This is a genomic window from Castellaniella defragrans (assembly GCF_014203015.1).
In the GTDB taxonomy this organism is placed as follows: Bacteria; Pseudomonadota; Gammaproteobacteria; order Burkholderiales; family Burkholderiaceae_B; genus Castellaniella; species Castellaniella defragrans.
In genome coordinates this window covers 125,437-141,014 of record NZ_JACHIB010000003.1, presented here as the reverse complement: position 1 = coordinate 141,014, position 15,578 = coordinate 125,437, and the positions used below count along the sequence as shown (strand labels likewise).

The following is a 15,578-nucleotide window of genomic DNA, read 5'->3' as shown; positions in this document are numbered from 1 at the left end:
GCCATGTCAGAATAGATTTCTGCATATATTTGATCTGACATGTTAGTTATAACATCAGAAGCCTTGACGGAAAATAAATTTTGAATCGGGAGAAACCCCGAGACATCATCGACACACGACGCCCCATCCCAGGCGAACGATGCCGCCGCAACCGGCACCATCCCCGGTACCCCGCGCAACAGGCGGGGATGGTGCCTCTCCCGGTCAATCCAGCGCGATCTGCGCCTTCAGCCAGAAGACCCGCCCCGGCTCGTTGAGCCTGGTGTCCACGAAGGACACGCTGCCGGGGATGTCCACCCCCGACTTCGACAGGTGCTCGGCGTAGGTCTTGTTCAGGACGTTGTCCACGCCGGCGGTCAGCAGCACGCTCTTGGCCGGCCGCCAGCCGGCATTGAGCGACAGCACGCCGAAGCCGCCGGTGGCGCCGAGGTCCTTGCCGGCGATGCCGCCCATGCCCGCGTCGTAGCGGTTCTGCGCGGCCACCAGGCGCCAGAGGATGCCCGCGGAATACGGCCCCTGGGCATAGTTCAGGCCCAGGCGGGCCTCCAGCGGCGGCTGCTGCGCCAGCGCGGTGCCGTCGGTGCGGTTCTTGCCGTACACGTAGGACAGGCTGGCCACGCCCTGCCAGGACGGGTGGAACTGCCAGGCGGCGTCCAGCTCGCCGCCCATGACCGTGGCGTCGACGTTGCGCGTCAGGCTGCGGTTCCAGTCGATGAGGATGTAGTCGTCCACGCGGCTGTAGAAGGCCGAGGCCGACAGCGTGTAGGGGCCGCTGCGCCAGGTCGTGCCGACGTCCAGCTGGTTGAGCTTTTCCGGCTTGGTGGACAGGAAGGCGCTGTTGCCGCCGTCGGCGCCGCCCTTCATCAGCTCCCAGTAATCGGGGAAGCGCTCGGAATGGCCGAGCCCGGCGTACCAGGTGCTGTGGTCGCCATAATCCCGTTCGTAGCGCAGGAAGCCGCTGGTCAGGGTGCGGTCGTTATCGCGCCCCGCGGTGGCCGACTTGGCGGGCGCGCGCTTGTCGCGCGCCTCGATCCAGTCGACCCGCAGGCCGCCGACCACGCGGTCCGCCTCGGTGAGGAACCAGGTGCTTTCGCCGAAGACGCCGTGCTGCTCGAAGCGCATGTCCTCCACCCGCGAAGCCGCCAGGAAGGCGGCGTCGGCCGCATCGGCCGAGGCCTGCATGCCGCTGCCGCGCGCGCGGTGCACGTCCTGCTTGGCGTCGGCTCCGACGACCACTTCCCAGGATTCGGCCGGCCGCAGCGTGGTGCTCAGCCGCCCGCCCGTGGTGCGGCGGTCCGGATTGCTGGCCATGTAGGACTTCTGGCCCATCTTGTTCGTGCTGGGCGAACGCAGGGTGTAGTTGTCCATCACGTGGTCCACGTAGTTGTAGTAGACCCGCCCCTCGATTTCATTGACCAGGCCGCCCATGCGCTTGCGCTCGAACATCAGGGACACGTTCTCGCGCTTGAACTTCGAGCCGTCCATGCCGCGGTCGGCGTAGGCGGCGCGGCCGTCGCTGACCGCGGCCGACAGCTCGATGCGCGTCTTGTCGTCCGGCGTCAGCCCGATGGCGGCGTGGCTGCTCCAGCGCAGGTATTCGGAATGCACGCGGTTGCCGTCGCCGTCCTCGTAGTCGTCGGCCTGGGCGCGGGTGCCCCCGGCGCGCACGTACGCCTGCGGCCCGCCGACCAGCACGTCGGCCATCTGGTCGTTGCGCCCGAAGCTGCCCAGGGTCAGGCTGCCATCGGCCTTCCAGCCGAACGACTCCATGCGCTTGACCTCGCGCTCGAACAGCACCACGCCGGCCGACTGGCCCGCGCCGTAGCGCACGCTCTGCGGCCCTTTGAGGACGGTGACGCGGTCGTAGGATTCGGGATAGACGTAGGCCGTGGGCGGGTCCATGCGTCCGCCGCAGCCGCCGTAGATTTCCTGGCCGTCGAGCAGGATGCCCAGGCGCGAGCCGGAAAAGCCGCGCAGCACCGGATCGCCGTCGGTGCCGCCCTTGCGGATCACGGAGAAGCCGGGGATGCTCTTGAGAAAATCCGCGCCGTCATGGGCGGGGACGGGCTGGCGCGGGGCCTTCGGATCGGTCCGCACCACCAGGGGTTCGTCCGCGGCGGGCGCGGTGACGACCACGGGAGTCAGCGCCCGCACGGGCTGGGACAGCGCGGCCCGCGGCAGGCCGAGCGTCATCAGGGCGACCGGGATCCCGGCCACCCACAAGGTTTCCTTCTTCATCAGAGTCTCGATAGGCGAAAAAGCTGAAAGACATCCAGGGCCGCCCACGGCCGATGCAGCAGGCCGGGGCGGCCCCGAAACAAGAGAATGCCCCCACCACGCCACGCCTTCGGCTTGCTGCCCCCCGAGGGGGCCGTTTTGCCTTGGGGCGGCCCGGCGGCAAAAAATCAGGGTTTCAGCATGAACGAGACGGGGGGCAGCGCGCGGGCGGCCATTCCCAGGTGCCGGCGATCCGCGCGGCGCAGGGAGCTTCGTCGAACCCAGCCGCGGGCTGGACCCAGGGCGCGGCCGGCACGGGGGTGCCGGCCAGGGCGGCCGCCGGAGGGGCGGGATGGGTGGCGCACAGCGGGCAATGGCCGGTGCGCAGCATGCGCGGCGTGCCCGAACCGTCCGGATCGTCCGATCCGGAGTCCAGGTCCATGATCACCATGCCGGCCGGCGTGCAGGCCACGATCTGCACGCCGCGCAGGGGATCGGACGGCGGTACGCCGGCGAATACCGGCCCGATCACCTGGAGCCAGAGCCCCAGGATCAGCAGCCAGTGGATGACGGCGCATCCGCGTGTACGCTTGCCCGCATGTCGCATGCAAGCATTCTATGCGGCGCGCCCCGCGCTCCTGTTGACGCCGGTCAAGCCGCGCGTCGGCGGCGGGCGTCCCCGGGCGCGTTCCGGGCCGTCCGGCGCGGGGCGGACCCGGCGGGGGACGCAGGGCCGGCTCATGGGCGGCTCATGGGAGGATCATCGGCGGAGATCATGGGCGGATCATGGGAGGCATGGGGAAAGCCCAGGGGGGCACATCCATATTTCCATGAGCGATATGCAGATAGTCCGAAAACCTTTGCGGCTTGAAGGACATCTCATTAGAATGAAAACCCATAAGACGCGGCATTCATATAACTAGCTCCACTGATTCCCATCGTGCTCATGGAATCGATGGATCCCTCTCCGGCCATCATGAAGAAAAAACTCTCCGCCCTGCTGTTCGCCTCCCTGCTCCCCCTGCTGGCCGCCGCGCCGGCCGCCCACGCGGCCACGGACGACCTCGCCGCCATCCAGAAGGCCGGCGTCCTGCGCATCGGCACCGAAGGCACCTATGCGCCGTTCTCCTACCACGACGCCAAGGACAACCGCCTGGTCGGCTTCGACGTGGACATCGGCCGCGCCATCGCCCAGCGGTTGGGCGTCAAGGCGCAGTTCGTGGAAGGCAAATGGGACGGCCTGATCGCCGGGCTGGACGTCAACCGCTACGACGTGGTCATCAACCAGGTCGGCATCAGTCCCGAGCGGCAGGCCAAGTTCGACTTCTCCAAGCCCTACATCGCCTCGGCCGCGGCGCTGATCGTGCGCGAGGACAACGACACGATCCACGCCTTCTCCGACCTGAAGGGCAAGCGCTCGGCCAACACCATCACCAGCAACTTCGGCAAGCTCGCCCAGCGCAGCGGCGCGGAAGTGGTGCCGGTGCAAGGCTTCAACGACGCCATCGCCCTGCTGACCTCGGGCCGCGTGGACGCGACCGTCAACGACGAGCTGTCCTTCCTGGACTTCAAGCACCAGCAGCCCAAGGCCAAGGTCAAGGTCGTCGCCACCGACGACAGCGCCGAGTTCGGCCAGTCCGGCGTGCTGATGCGCAAGAACCAGCCGGCCCTGAAGGCCGCCATCGACAAGGCGCTGGACGGCCTGCGCGACGACGGCACCTACAAGCAGATCTCCGAACGCTATTTCGGCGCGGACCTGTCCGCCAAGCTCAAGTAGGCCCGGTCAAGCAAGCAAGCAGGCAGGCCCGCCCCGCGCGCCCGCGACACGACACGCAGGAGCCCCGATGCCCGACTGGCTGCGCCTGATGACGGACTCCCTCTGGCCGCTGCTGGTCGGGGGGATCCGGTTCACCGTGCCGCTCGCGCTCCTGTCCTTCGCGGCCGGGCTGCTGCTGGCCTTTCTGAGCGCGATCGCGCGGCTGTTCGGGCCGCCGCCGCTGGTGGCGCTGGTGCGGTTCTACGTCTGGCTGATCCGCGGCACGCCGCTGCTGGTGCAGCTGTTCGTGATCTTCTACGGCCTGCCCAGCGTCGGCTTCGTGCTGGATCCGCTGCCGGCCGCCCTGATCGGCTTTTCGCTCAACGTGGGCGCCTACAACGCCGAGGTCATCCGCAGCGCCATCGAGGCCATCCCCAAGGGGCAATGGGACGCCGCGTATTCGCTCAGCATGACGCGCGCGCAGGCGCTGCGGCGCACGGTGCTGCCCCAGGCGGCGCGCGTGGCCGTGCCGCCGCTGGCCAATTCCTTCATCGCCCTGGTGAAGGACACCTCGCTGGCCGCCGTGATCACCGTGCCGGAGATCTTCCAGGCGGCCCAGCGCATCGCCTCCGTCACCTACGAGCCGCTGATCCTGTACGTCGAGGCGGCCCTGATCTATCTGGTGCTCTGCTCCTTCCTGTCGGCCGCGCAGACCCGCCTGGAACGCCATTTCGGCCAGCACGCCGTCTTCACCGAGGGGCAGCGATGATCGAGCTGCGCGGCATCCGCAAATCCTTCGCCGGCCACGAGGTGCTGCACGGCGTCGACGTCGTCGTCCCCGAGGGCCAGGTGACCGCCCTGATCGGCCCGTCGGGCAGCGGCAAGAGCACCCTGCTGCGCTGCGTCAACCTGCTGGACGTCCCGGACGCGGGCTGGCTGACGCTGGGCGACGAGACCCTGGAATTCCAGCCGGGACGCCACCCGCCGCGCCCGGCGGTGCAGCGCATCCGCCAGCAGACCGGCATGGTGTTCCAGAACTTCCAGCTGTTTCCCCACCAGACCGCCGTGCAGAACGTGATGGAGGGCCTGGTGACGGTGAAGGGCTGGAGCCGCGAGCGCGCCCGCGAACGCGCCCTCGGGCTGCTGGACAAGGTCGGCCTGCGCGAGAAGGCCGACGCCTGGCCGTCCAGCCTGTCGGGCGGCCAGCAGCAGCGCGTGGCCATCGCCCGCGCGCTGGCGCCCGAGCCGCGGGTGCTGCTGTGCGACGAGCCCACGTCGGCCCTGGACCCGGGACTGGCGGCGGAGGTGGTCGCCGTCCTGGCCGACCTGGCCGCCGAGGGCATGACCATGCTGATGGCCACCCATGACCTGCGCCTGGCGGCGCAGATCGCGCGCCAGACCGTGTTCCTGCAGGACGGCGCGGTGGTCGAGGCCCGGCCGTCGGCCGAGCTGTTCCGCAATCCGCAGGACCCGCGCACGCAGCGCTTCGTGGCCACGCTGAAGGCTGACACCACCGCGTAAGGCGGCCGCGCGGATTCGTCAGGCGTGAGTCGTCAAGGATTGGGGCATCTCCCCACCTCGCCGCTTGCAAGCGGCTCGGATTCGTCAGGCGTGAAATAGCCCGCAGGGGCTATTTCACGTCCTGTCTCATCCAGCGCCGGCGCCGTTGCCGTGTATTTCGCCCCCGCCACGCAGGCCACGACGAAGGCGGTGACCGCCAGCATGACCGGCGTGACGGGCTCGCCCAGCAGCCAGGCGGCCAGCATCAGGCCCATGAAGGGCTGCAGCAGCTGCAGCTGGCCGACGGCGGCGATGCCGCCCAGGGCCAGCCCCCGGTACCAGAAGATAAAGCCCACCAGCATGCTGAAGACCGCCACATAGGCCAGGCCGCCCCAGGCGGAAGCGGGGATGCCGGTCCACACGGCCGGACGCAGGACCACGGACAGGGGCAGGCTGAGCGGCAGCGACAGCACCAGCACCCAGCAGATGACCTGCCAGCCGCCCAGCCGGCGCGACAGGCGCCCGCCTTCGGCGTAGCCGTAGCCGCAGGTGACGATGGCGACCATCATCAGGGCATCGGCGCCCAGCGAGCCGGAGCCGTCCCGGCTGAGCGCGAAGCCGGCCACCGAGGCCGCGCCCAGGATGGCGAACGCCCAGAAGGCGCGGGACGGCCGCTCGCCGCCCAGCCAGGTGCCGAAGATCGCCGTCGCCAGCGGCAGCAGGCCGATGAAGACCAGGGAATGCGCCGAGGTGATGGTGCGCAGGGCCAGGGCGGAAAAGAGGGGAAAGCCGAGCACCACGCCGAAGGCCACCAGCAGCAGGGTGCGCAGGTCGGCGCGCCCGGGCCGGGGGCTGCGCGTGAAGGCCAGCGCGGCCAGGGCCAGCAGGCCGGCCAGGGCGGCGCGCGCCGCCGTGACGAAGAGGGGATCGAGCCCCAGGACGGCCAGCCGCGTCGCCGGCAGCGAACCGCTGAAGATCGCGACCCCGATCATGCCGTTGATCCAGCCGCGCGTGGTGGTGTTCATCCGTGTTCCTTTTTTCTGTACGGGAGGTGGGCGAGGACTCCAGCTTGCCTTGCCGCCAGGACGGAATCCAGATACAGTGCAGTACAGTATCGATGAACTGTACTGATCGGATCCCCCCGCCCATCCTGCGCCCCCCGGCCCGGGCATGGCCGCCGCCCATGGACATCCCGCTCTCCCCTGCTCCAGGCCGCACCGCCGGCATCATGCGCTTCGTGCGCCAGCGCATCGCGGCCCGCGAATGGCCGCCCGGCGCACGCCTGCCCTCCCTGCGGGCCATGGCGCAGCAGCACGGCGTCTCCAAGTCCACCGTCGTCGAGGCCTACGACCGGCTGGCGGCCGAAGGCGCCATCCGTGCGCGCCCCGGCGCCGGCTTCTACGTCGCCGGGCCCCTGGCCCCGCTGGCGCTGGCGGAGATCGGTCCGCGCCTGGACCGCCAGATCGATCCCCTGTGGGTCTCGCGCCAGTCGCTGGACCTCGGCGCCCAGGCCCTGAAGCCCGGCTGCGGCTGGCTGCCCGACGACTGGATGCCCCGGGACGCCATCCGCCGCGCCCTGCGCCAGGTGGCGCGCGATCCCGCCGCCCCGCTGACGGACTACGCCCCCGCCCTGGGCCTGCCGGCGCTGCGCACCCAGATCGCCCGCCACCTGGGCACGCGCGGCCTCGCGGTCGATCCCCGCCACATCCTGCTGACCGATTCCGGAACCCAGGCCGTGGATCTGCTGTGCCGCTTCCTGATCGAGCCGGGCGATGCCGTCCTGGTGGACGACCCCTGCTATTTCAACTTCCTGGCGCTGCTGCGCGCGCACCGCGCCCGCATCGTCGGCGTGCCCCACACGCCCGACGGTCCGGACATGGACCGCTTCGAGGCCGCCCTGCGGGAACACCGCCCGCGCCTCTACCTCAGCAACGCCGGGCCGCACAACCCGACGGGCGCGCGGCTGTCGGCCGCCAAGGCGCGGCGCATCCGGGCGCTGGCGCACGACCACGACCTGATCCTGATCGAGGACGACATCTTCGGCGACTTCGAGTCCCGGCCCGCCGCCCGGCTGGCGGCCGACGACAGCCGCGACCGGGTCGCGCAGGTCGGCAGCTTTTCCAAGACCCTGTCCGCCAGCCTGCGCTGCGGCTATCTGATCGCGCGCGAGGACTGGCTCGACGCGCTGGCCGACCTGCGCACCGCGACGACATTCTCCGGCGCCGGCCTGACCCAGGCGGTCATCGCCCGGCTGCTGCGCGACGGCGCCTGGCAGCAGCACACGCGGCTGCTGCGCCAGCGCCTGGCCCTGGCCATGCCGCGCGCCATCCGCCTGTTGGGCGCCCTGGGCCTGCGGCCTTGGCACGAGCCCGAGGACGGCATGTTCCTGTGGTGCCGGCTGCCCGACGGCATCGACGGCGCGCGCCTGGCGCAGGCGGGCCTGCAGCAGGGCCTGATGCTGGCGCCCGGCAACGTCTTCAGCCAGGCGCAGGCGGCGGGCGCCATGATGCGTTTCAACGTGTCGCAGATGGACGATCCCCGCCTGCCCGACCGTCTGGCTACACTGATCAGGACCTGTCCGCGCTGATCAGGGACGCACCCGGCCCGCCGGGGCGCCCGGCGCCCATTCCCTTTTCCCGAACTCCCGATTCCGATAAAAGACCGCCATGCTCCCCCCGTCCGACACCGAAGTGCTCAACGCGTTCCACGGTTCCCTGCGCGCCCAGATCGACACCCTGCCGCCCCCCTGGAAATCCGCACTGGAGGCCCCGCACCTGCAAGGCATCCTGGACCGGCTCGACGCGATGCTGGCCGAACGGCTGGCCGCGGGCGCGTGCATCTTCCCCCTGCGGCCCTTCCGCGCCCTGACCGAGATCCCGCCGGACGCGGTCCAGGTGGTGATCGTCGGCCAGGACCCCTACCACGGGCCGAACCAGGCCCAGGGCCTGGCGTTCTCCGTGCCGGACTTCTGCCCGACGCCGCCCAGCCTGCGCAACATGTTCAGGGAACTCGCCCTGGAATACGGCGAGCCGGAACAGCCGCCGCGCAACAGCCTGGTGCGCTGGGCGCGCCAGGGCGTGCTGCTCTTGAACACCTCGCTCACCGTCGAGGCCCACCAGCCCGCGTCCCACGCCAAGAAGGGCTGGGAGCACATCACCGACGCCCTCATCATGCGGGTGCTGCGCGAGGCCCGCCCCAAGGTCCTGCTGCTGTGGGGCTCGCACGCGCAGGCGCGGCGCGCGCTGCTGGACATGCAGCCCCCGGCCGGCCCGGTCGAAGTGCTGATGGCCAACCACCCCTCGCCCCTGTCGGCCCAGCGCCCGCCGCGCCCCTTCATCGGCTGCTGCCATTTCCGCCAGGCCAACGACTGGCTGCAGGCGCACGGGGAATCAGGCATCGACTGGATGCTGGCCCGCACGCCCCCCGCCGCCCCCGGCTACGGCGGCTGAGGCGCCCGCCCCGGCCGCGGCATCCCCGGCGGCGTCCTCACCCCGTTCCCGCGCCATGGCGGCCGGACGGCCGGGCCGGCGGCGGTCCGACGACAGGCGGACGCAATCCCGGCCCGCGGCCTTGGCCTCGTACAGCGCCCGGTCGGCGCAGGCCAGCAGGTGGTCCAGGTCATGGCCGTCGGCCGATGCGCAGGCGATGCCGATGCTCACGCTCAGGCGCCCGGGCGCCCCGGCGGCCTGCCCCGCCAGGCTGCGGCGGATCCGGTCGGCCATGTCCAGGGCGCTCAGAGGCCCCAGGTCCGCGGCCAGCACCACGAATTCCTCGCCCCCGATGCGGGCGCACAGGTCGCCCTGGCGCACGCGGGCGCGCAGGACATCGGCGAACAGGGCCAGCACCCGGTCGCCCGCCTCGTGGCCATGCTCGTCATTGATGCGCTTGAACCAGTCGAGATCGCACATCAGCAGGGCCATGTCGCGGCCTTCCTCGCGCGCCAGCGCCAGGGCCGCAGCGCCCTGCTCGAACAGGGCGCGCCGATTGGCCAGCCGGGTCAGCGTGTCGTGCAGGGCAGCATGGCGGTACTGGCGCTCCGCCCGCGCGCGCACCAGGATGAGGACGCCGAAGGACAGACTGACGCAGAACAGGATGCCTTCCAGGATGGTGACGGTGAAATCCGGCCACAGCAGCCAGGTCACGCCCGGTATGTGCGCAACCGTCACCACGCGATAGAGATAGAACAGGCCATGGATGGCCAGCACGATCAGCAGCGGAAGCACCGAGCCGGCGTCCTGGCGCCGTTCGGGCCATATTTCCCGGCCGGCCGCCACCAGGTAGACGATCGACAGCAGGGAAAAGACCAGCAGCCGGAGGCCGTCCGAGGCCATGAACCCCGGCCACTGGCAGAGCACGAACCACGCCGCCGCCCCGGCCAGCAGCACCCGCCGGTGCGCGCGCCCGCCGACGTAGACCCGCAGCGCCGCCCAGACGCAGGCATGGCCCGAGAGCAGCAGCATGTTGGACAGCACGATCACCGGCTCGCGCCAGCCCGGCAGCTCGCGCGCGATGCTGACCACGAAGCCCGTCCCGCCGAGCAGCAGGGCGCCCGACATCCACAGCAGCGTGCGGTCGCGCCGCCCCTGCAGGGCGGCCAGCAGCATCAGCCCGCCCATGAGGAACAGCACGAAGGCTTCGACGATCAGCAGAGTACGGGCGTCCAGGTTCCACATCGGGCATGCGCCTACTTTTTTCCTGTCCGGAGGGCCCGGATTGTTTCAAAGCATTTCACACCTGAAATGCCTATGATGGCAAACGGAACAACCCTGGAATTTTAGATGACGATCGAATCCGTCCGGCGGTTCTTTGCCCAGCACGCCCCCGACCTGGACATTCTCGAACTGGAACAGAGCACCGCCACGGTCGCCCTGGCGGCCGAAGCCCACGGCGTGGCGCCCGGTCAGATCGCCAAGACCCTGTCCCTGCGGGCGGGCGACGCCGTCGTCCTGGTCGTGGCGCGGGGCGACGCGCGCCTGGACAACCGCAAGCTCAAGCAGGCCTTCGGCGGCCGCGTCAAGATGCTGCCCGCCGAAGAAGTCGCCGACCTGACCGGCCACCCCGTGGGCGGCGTCTGCCCCTTCGGCCTGGCCCGGCCGCTGCCGGTCTACTGCGACGTCAGCCTGCGCGATTTCGACGTCGTCATGCCGGCGGCGGGCTCCACCCGCAGCGCCGTGCGCATCCACCCCGAACGCCTGGCCCGGCTGACCGGCGCATCCTGGGTGGACGTGTGCCAGGCGGCCGCGCCGGCGGACGCCTGATCCCGCCGTCCTGCCCCCTGGCGGCCCCGCCCGGCCGCGCGCCGCCGCGCCGGGCTTGTTGAAGCTGAAGCCTCAACCCGGCGGACGCCGCGCCGCAGGGATCGAGGCTTCATGGGCCGGGGGGCGCGTCCAGCACCCGCTCCACGCCCTCGGCGGCGGCCGCGTCCAGCCGCCCCGCCTGGCGCGCCAGGGCCACGCCCCGGCGGCACAGGCGGTCGTACAGGTCGCGCATCTCGGGATCGACCGCCTGCAGCGCCTGGCGATGCAGGCGCACCGTGCCCGCGTCCCCGCGCGACACGGGGCCCGGCATGCCGGCCGCCACCCCGCTGCGCGCCAGGGATTCCACCGTGCCCCGCAGGAGCGGCAGCAGCGCGTCCAGCGCCTGCCGTTCCGTCGCTCCCCAGGACTGCCACAGGCGCACCGCCTCGGCCAGCAGGGCGTGGACGTGCTGGGACGCGTAGCCGCCCGAGGCGTGGTAGCGCACGCGCGCGCCCGGCGGCAGGTTCAGGCCGACGCAGCCCAGGCGGCGGGCCAGTGCGTGCAGCAGGGCGTCCAGCGGCGGCTCCGCCTCGATGGCCACGGTGCAGCCCGGCAGGCTGGCGAGCGCCGCGCCGGGGTCCGCGCCGAAGGCCTGCATGGGGTGGAAGCCTCCGATCAGCGCGCCCGCCTCGGCGGCGGGCCGCAATGCGGCCACGGGCGTGGCGCCGCTGCAATGGGCCACCGCCTGGCCGGGGCGCCAGGGCACGGCGCGGGCGATCCCGGCGATCAGGGCGTCGGGCGAGGTGAGGAACACCAGGTCGCAATCCCGCGCCACGTCCGCGGGATCGCCGGGCCGGCAGTCCGGCAGCGATTCGGCCAGGGCCCGGGCGCTGGCGGCCGAGCGGCTGGCGACCCGGACGACCGGAACGCCGGCCGCCTGCAGGGCCAGGGACAGCGCCCGCGCGAGCCGGCCCGCGCCGATGAAGCCGACCCGCAATGCCGAGGGCTCGGGCGGCGACCACGCCGCCGGGCGCGCCGATTCACCGGATTTCTTCGATTCGTCCACCCGTCCCTCCTCTGTCCAGGCGCCGCGCGCGCAACCCTATAATTGTAGGCTCGCGCGTCCGGCATGCCCCGCTGCCTCCCCCCTGCTTCCCGACCATGTCCTCCGCCTCGAATCCGCTTTCCATCCCCAGTCTGACCGCTCCCGTCGCCATGGGCTACGTGCCGCTGGGCGCGGTCTTCGGCTTCCTGTTCGTCCAGGCCGGCGGCTCCGGCTGGCTCGCGCTGGCATCCAGCCTGCTGATCTACGCCGGCGCCGCCCAGTTCATGATGGTGCCGATGCTGGCCGCCGGCCTGCCGCTCAGCGCCATCGTCCTGGCGACCCTGGTGCTGAACCTGCGCCACGTGTTCTACGGCCTGTCCCTGCTGAACACCCTGCCGGCCAGCCGCTGGCGGCGCTGGTACTGCATCTTCGCCCTGACCGACGAGACCTATTCCGTCCTGACGGCGCTGCCCGCCCGGGAACGGGCGCCGCGCATGGCGCTGATCAGCGGCCTGAACCAGGGCTGGTGGGTGCTCGGCACCGCGCTGGGGGCCGTGCTGGGCGCCCAGGCCCAGGTCGGCCTGGCGGGACTGGACTTCGTGCTGGCGGCCCTGTTCGCCGTCCTGGCCGTGGAGCAATGGCGCGCCCGGCGCGATGCCGTGCCGATCTGGATCGCGGCCGCCGCCTATGCCGCCGGCTGCATCCTGATGCCGTCCCAGGCGCTGGCCATCGCCATCGCGCTCAGCCTGCTGGCCACCGCCCTGCGGCCCGCCCGGCCGGCGACCGCCCCGGGAGCCGCCCATGACTGACACCGGCTACGTCCTGACCGCCATCGCGCTGATGGCCCTCGTGACGATCCTCCTGCGCGCCCTGCCCTTCATCGCCGGCCACTGGCTGCGCCGCCACCCCATCGTGCACAAGCTCGGCGACTCGCTGCCGCTGTCGATCATGGTCCTGCTGCTGGTCGACACTGCCGCGGGCCAGGCGCGCGCGCACGACGGCCTGCCCTGGCAGGAACTGGCCGCCGTGGTGCTGGTGGTGCTGCTGCAATGGCGCACGCGCCAGACCCTGCTGAGCATCGCGGCGGGCACCGCGCTGTATGTCGCGCTGCGCGCAGTGCAGTAATCGGGCCCCTGATCGGGCGCCACCGGGCGCCCAACGGTTCCGGTTCCGGCGGCGCCGGCGCAGCCCCTACAATCGGGATATCGCCCTCTTCCACCAGGAGCCCGCCCCATGCCCAGCTTTGACGTCGTCTCCGAAGTCGACAAGCACGAACTGACCAACGCCGTCGACCAGGCCAACCGCGAACTCGCCACCCGCTTCGACTTCAAGGGCACGGATGCGCGTTTCGAGCTGGAAGGCTATGTCGTCACCCAATCGGCGCCCAGCGCCTTCCAGCTCAAGCAGATGCTCGACATCCTGCGCGGCCGCCTGTCGGCGCGCGGCATCGACGTGCGCTGCATGGACGAGGCCGAGCCGCTGGAAAACCTGGGCGGCGCCCGCCAGAAGATCACCATCCGCCAGGGCATCGAGCAGGCCGTGGCGAAAAAGCTCATCGCCGCCGTGAAGCAGGCCAAGCTCAAGGTCGAGACCCAGATCAACGGCGACAAGCTGCGCGTGACCGGCAAGAAGCGCGACGACCTGCAGCAGGTGATCGCCCTGCTGCGCAAGACGGACGTGGAACTGCCGCTGCAGTTCCAGAATTTCCGCGACTGAGCGGGCAAGCGCGCGGTCGTGATCACGGCCGCGCGGCCAGCGCCCCGCTCCACAGCCATCCTCCGGCCATTCCCACGACCATCCCGAGCCATCCATACATTGTGCAATACGCACCAATAAACCATAATATGTGCATGTTGAACACCCACGGGATAGCGCCATGACCGCCCTGCCCAACACCGCGCCGGCACCGGACGCCGTGCTGGCCAAGGCCGTCCTGCGGGCGGCCGAGCAGCTCGGCCTGCGCCAGGCCGGGCTGGCCGACGTCCTGGGCATGCACCGCACCGCCGTCAGCCGGATGAAGACCGCGCAATCGCTGGATCCCGCCTCCAAGCAGGGCGAGCTGGCCCTGCTGCTGGTGCGCCTGGCCCGCGCCCTCTACGCGCTCACGGGCGGCGACGTCCAGTGGATCCGGCACTTCATGCAGTCGCCGAACCGCATCACCGGCGGCGTGCCGGCCGAGCAGATCGCCACGATCCAGGGGCTGGTGGCGGTGCTGCGCGCCGTGGACGCGATGCGGGGCAAGATTTGACCGCCGCGCGCCAGGACGGCGGCGGCCCGCGGGCCGGCTCCGAAGCCGGCGGGCTGTGGCGGGACTGCGAAGGCGAGCGCCACATCGGCCCGATCCAGGGCCTGCTGCACCGCCTGGTCGAAAGCCAGGAACACATCGCCACCCTGGGCTACGTGGACACGCTGGAAGAACAGGCCGTCCTGGAATCGCTGCTCGACCAGGCCAAGCTGCCCTGGCCCGCCGGCGGCGAACGCCTGCACTACCTGCTGCGCACGCCCTTCCGCTACCCGCCGCTGCCCTGGGGATCGCGCTTCGGGCGGCCCGACGAGCCCAGCCTGCTCTACGGCGGCCGCGACCTCGGCGCGACGCTGGCCGAGTCCGCCTTTTACCGCTTCGTGTTCTGGTTCTCCATGGACGCGCCCCCGGCGGGGGATGCCATCCAGAGCCAGCACACGCTGTTTTCCGTGGGCTACCGCACGGAACGCGGCCTGCGGCTGCAGGATCCGCCCTTCGACGCCCACCGGGCCGCGCTGGCCGATCCCGCGCGCTACCAGGCGGCCCAGGCGCTCGGCACCGCCATGCGGGAGGCGGGTGTCGAGGCCTTTGAATACCGCTCGGCGCGCGACCCCGCGCACGGCCTGTGCGTGGGCCTGTTCACGCCGCGGGCGCTGGCCGGGAAATCCCCCCGCGACATGCGCCCCTGGCTGTGCCAGTTGAGTGCCCACGAGGTCGCGTTCAAGCCGGTCGGCGGCCGCGCCGTCCACACCTACCCGCTCGACGCGTTCCTGGTGGACGGCCGGCTGCCCCTGCCGGCATAGGACCGCCCCGGGTTCGCGTCCGGCCGGAGCGTCCGGCCGGAGCACGAGGCGGGAAGCCGAAGGCTGCGCTCTTGCACGGCGAGGCGAACCAGCGACGTGATGCGGCCGGGCGCGCGCCCGGATTACGCGGCCAGGGCCAGGATGTCTTCCTGCGCCTGCGCCAGGCCGCGCGCCCGGCTTTCGGGGCCCATGTCCATGCCCTCGGCGCGCACGACGCGGATGTCGGTCACGCCCATGAAGCCGAAGATCGTCTTCAGGTAGCTTTCCTGGTGCTCCATGGCGTTGCCGGCGTCGCTGGTCGAATACACGCCGCCGCGGCTGAGCGCCAGGATCACGGTCTTGCCGCCAAGCAGGCCCACCGGGCCGTTCTCGGTGTACTTGAAGGTGCGGCCCACCTGGGCCACGCGGTCCAGCCAGGCCTTCAACTGGGCCGGAACGGTGAAGTTGTACAGCGGCGAGCCGATCACCACCACGTCGGCCGCGATCAGCTGGGAGACCAGCGCCTCGGAAATCTCGTTCTCGCGCCGCTGGACATCGCTGAGCGCCTCGTCCGAGGGCGGCAGCCGGAAGCCCAGCGCGTCCAGCGACAGGGGCGCGGGCGCCTGCAGGGCCAGGTCCAGGTATTCCACCGCCAGGCCGGGATGCGCAGCCTTTTGCTGCTCGACGATCGTGCGCGTCAGGCCGCGCGTGACGGAGTTCTGGCCGGTGATACTGGAATCGATGTGCAGCAGTTTCATGAAAGGTCCCATTCGGATGAAGAAGTTGCGATGGCCGTCAT

17 protein-coding genes are annotated in these 15,578 nt (G+C 71.1%); 11 read left to right on the top strand and 6 right to left on the bottom strand.

The window, feature by feature from the left end; genetic code table 11:
• Nucleotides 1-204 precede the first annotated feature (204 nt).
• Both HNR28_RS03260 and HNR28_RS03255 read right to left on the bottom strand, forming a co-directional pair.
• Complete coding sequence (locus HNR28_RS03260; RefSeq protein ID WP_151023738.1) at nt 205-2,238, bottom strand: TonB-dependent copper receptor; 2,034 nt, start codon at nt 2,236-2,238, stop codon at nt 205-207.
• Between the two features lie 175 nt (nt 2,239-2,413).
• Nucleotides 2,414-2,824: a DUF2946 family protein gene (locus HNR28_RS03255; RefSeq protein WP_043684353.1), complete on the bottom strand. Its 411-nt coding sequence runs from the start codon at nt 2,822-2,824 to the stop codon at nt 2,414-2,416.
• 348 nt (nt 2,825-3,172) lie between these two features.
• Here HNR28_RS03255 and HNR28_RS03250 point away from each other — a divergent pair, with 348 nt between their 5' ends.
• The 3 genes from HNR28_RS03250 to HNR28_RS03240 all read left to right on the top strand — a co-directional run bounded on the left by HNR28_RS03250 (nt 3,173) and on the right by HNR28_RS03240 (nt 5,494).
• Nucleotides 3,173-3,994 (top strand): amino acid ABC transporter substrate-binding protein, encoded by an 822-nt coding sequence (locus HNR28_RS03250; protein WP_409360327.1) that lies wholly within the window; start codon nt 3,173-3,175, stop codon nt 3,992-3,994.
• A gap of 67 nt (nt 3,995-4,061) precedes the next feature.
• Nucleotides 4,062-4,742 (top strand): amino acid ABC transporter permease, encoded by a 681-nt coding sequence (locus HNR28_RS03245; RefSeq protein ID WP_151023737.1) that lies wholly within the window; start codon nt 4,062-4,064, stop codon nt 4,740-4,742.
• Nucleotides 4,739-5,494 carry an amino acid ABC transporter ATP-binding protein gene (locus tag HNR28_RS03240; RefSeq protein ID WP_151023736.1) on the top strand — a complete coding sequence of 252 codons (756 nt, stop codon included), beginning with the start codon at nt 4,739-4,741 and terminating at the stop codon, nt 5,492-5,494. Before HNR28_RS03245 ends, HNR28_RS03240 begins: the two co-directional genes overlap by 4 nt.
• A 32-nt stretch (nt 5,495-5,526) precedes the next feature.
• Here the strand turns inward: HNR28_RS03240 and HNR28_RS03235 are convergent, their stop codons facing one another.
• Nucleotides 5,527-6,498, bottom strand: a complete 972-nt coding sequence (locus HNR28_RS03235) for a DMT family transporter (protein ID WP_151023735.1) — start codon at nt 6,496-6,498, stop codon at nt 5,527-5,529.
• 158 nt (nt 6,499-6,656) lie between these two features.
• On the opposite strand from HNR28_RS03235, the gene HNR28_RS03230 reads away from it, so the two are divergent.
• A complete protein-coding gene (locus tag HNR28_RS03230; RefSeq protein ID WP_043684365.1) occupies nt 6,657-8,060 on the top strand; it encodes an aminotransferase-like domain-containing protein in 1,404 nt (467 codons plus the stop codon).
• 79 nt (nt 8,061-8,139) lie between these two features.
• Entirely contained in the window at nt 8,140-8,922 is a 783-nt protein-coding gene (locus tag HNR28_RS03225; RefSeq protein ID WP_151023734.1) for a uracil-DNA glycosylase, read from the top strand.
• On the opposite strand, the gene HNR28_RS03220 is transcribed toward HNR28_RS03225, so the two are convergent.
• Nucleotides 8,863-10,146, bottom strand: coding sequence for a GGDEF domain-containing protein (locus HNR28_RS03220; protein ID WP_151023733.1), 1,284 nt, complete (start codon nt 10,144-10,146; stop codon nt 8,863-8,865). The genes HNR28_RS03225 and HNR28_RS03220 overlap by 60 nt on opposite strands.
• Before the next feature lie 105 nt (nt 10,147-10,251).
• On the opposite strand from HNR28_RS03220, the gene HNR28_RS03215 reads away from it, so the two are divergent.
• Complete coding sequence (locus HNR28_RS03215; RefSeq protein WP_151023732.1) at nt 10,252-10,731, top strand: YbaK/EbsC family protein; 480 nt, start codon at nt 10,252-10,254, stop codon at nt 10,729-10,731.
• 109 nt (nt 10,732-10,840) lie between these two features.
• On the opposite strand, the gene HNR28_RS03210 is transcribed toward HNR28_RS03215, so the two are convergent.
• Nucleotides 10,841-11,776 carry a Rossmann-like and DUF2520 domain-containing protein gene (locus tag HNR28_RS03210; protein WP_151023731.1) on the bottom strand — a complete coding sequence of 312 codons (936 nt, stop codon included), beginning with the start codon at nt 11,774-11,776 and terminating at the stop codon, nt 10,841-10,843.
• A 95-nt stretch (nt 11,777-11,871) separates the two neighbouring features.
• On the opposite strand from HNR28_RS03210, the gene HNR28_RS03205 reads away from it, so the two are divergent.
• From HNR28_RS03205 to HNR28_RS03185, 5 genes are all read left to right on the top strand, one after another.
• Entirely contained in the window at nt 11,872-12,564 is a 693-nt protein-coding gene (locus HNR28_RS03205; RefSeq protein ID WP_151023730.1) for an AzlC family ABC transporter permease, read from the top strand.
• Nucleotides 12,557-12,880: a branched-chain amino acid transporter permease gene (locus HNR28_RS03200; RefSeq protein ID WP_151023729.1), complete on the top strand. Its 324-nt coding sequence runs from the start codon at nt 12,557-12,559 to the stop codon at nt 12,878-12,880. The genes HNR28_RS03205 and HNR28_RS03200 overlap by 8 nt, the downstream gene beginning before the upstream one ends.
• 108 nt (nt 12,881-12,988) lie before the next feature.
• Nucleotides 12,989-13,471 carry a YajQ family cyclic di-GMP-binding protein gene (locus tag HNR28_RS03195; protein WP_043684378.1) on the top strand — a complete coding sequence of 161 codons (483 nt, stop codon included), beginning with the start codon at nt 12,989-12,991 and terminating at the stop codon, nt 13,469-13,471.
• Between the two features lie 160 nt (nt 13,472-13,631).
• The gene (locus HNR28_RS03190; RefSeq protein WP_043684390.1) at nt 13,632-14,003 is read left to right on the top strand and encodes an MbcA/ParS/Xre antitoxin family protein; all 372 of its coding nucleotides are present in this window, start codon (nt 13,632-13,634) and stop codon (nt 14,001-14,003) included.
• Nucleotides 14,000-14,800: an RES family NAD+ phosphorylase gene (locus tag HNR28_RS03185; RefSeq protein ID WP_244978169.1), complete on the top strand. Its 801-nt coding sequence runs from the start codon at nt 14,000-14,002 to the stop codon at nt 14,798-14,800. The genes HNR28_RS03190 and HNR28_RS03185 overlap by 4 nt, the downstream gene beginning before the upstream one ends.
• A gap of 122 nt (nt 14,801-14,922) precedes the next feature.
• Here HNR28_RS03185 and HNR28_RS03180 read toward each other — a convergent pair whose 3' ends face one another.
• Nucleotides 14,923-15,537, bottom strand: a complete 615-nt coding sequence (locus HNR28_RS03180) for an FMN-dependent NADH-azoreductase (RefSeq protein WP_151023728.1) — start codon at nt 15,535-15,537, stop codon at nt 14,923-14,925.
• Between the last annotated feature and the right edge of the window lie 41 nt (nt 15,538-15,578).

Excerpts from the sequence above, each read along its gene's own strand:
- HNR28_RS03260 (WP_151023738.1), bottom strand. The coding sequence starts at position 2,238 with ATGAAGAAGGAAACCTTGTGGGTGGCCGGGATCCCGGTCGCCCTGATG.
- HNR28_RS03255 (WP_043684353.1), bottom strand. The coding sequence starts at position 2,824 with ATGCGACATGCGGGCAAGCGTACACGCGGATGCGCCGTCATCCACTGG.
- HNR28_RS03250 (WP_409360327.1), top strand. The coding sequence starts at position 3,173 with ATGGATCCCTCTCCGGCCATCATGAAGAAAAAACTCTCCGCCCTGCTG.
- HNR28_RS03245 (WP_151023737.1), top strand. The coding sequence starts at position 4,062 with ATGCCCGACTGGCTGCGCCTGATGACGGACTCCCTCTGGCCGCTGCTG.
- HNR28_RS03240 (WP_151023736.1), top strand. The coding sequence starts at position 4,739 with ATGATCGAGCTGCGCGGCATCCGCAAATCCTTCGCCGGCCACGAGGTG.
- HNR28_RS03235 (WP_151023735.1), bottom strand. The coding sequence starts at position 6,498 with ATGAACACCACCACGCGCGGCTGGATCAACGGCATGATCGGGGTCGCG.
- HNR28_RS03230 (WP_043684365.1), top strand. The coding sequence starts at position 6,657 with ATGGACATCCCGCTCTCCCCTGCTCCAGGCCGCACCGCCGGCATCATG.
- HNR28_RS03225 (WP_151023734.1), top strand. The coding sequence starts at position 8,140 with ATGCTCCCCCCGTCCGACACCGAAGTGCTCAACGCGTTCCACGGTTCC.
- HNR28_RS03220 (WP_151023733.1), bottom strand. The coding sequence starts at position 10,146 with ATGTGGAACCTGGACGCCCGTACTCTGCTGATCGTCGAAGCCTTCGTG.
- HNR28_RS03215 (WP_151023732.1), top strand. The coding sequence starts at position 10,252 with ATGACGATCGAATCCGTCCGGCGGTTCTTTGCCCAGCACGCCCCCGAC.
- HNR28_RS03205 (WP_151023730.1), top strand. The coding sequence starts at position 11,872 with ATGTCCTCCGCCTCGAATCCGCTTTCCATCCCCAGTCTGACCGCTCCC.
- HNR28_RS03200 (WP_151023729.1), top strand. The coding sequence starts at position 12,557 with ATGACTGACACCGGCTACGTCCTGACCGCCATCGCGCTGATGGCCCTC.
- HNR28_RS03195 (WP_043684378.1), top strand. The coding sequence starts at position 12,989 with ATGCCCAGCTTTGACGTCGTCTCCGAAGTCGACAAGCACGAACTGACC.
- HNR28_RS03190 (WP_043684390.1), top strand. The coding sequence starts at position 13,632 with ATGACCGCCCTGCCCAACACCGCGCCGGCACCGGACGCCGTGCTGGCC.
- HNR28_RS03180 (WP_151023728.1), bottom strand. The coding sequence starts at position 15,537 with ATGAAACTGCTGCACATCGATTCCAGTATCACCGGCCAGAACTCCGTC.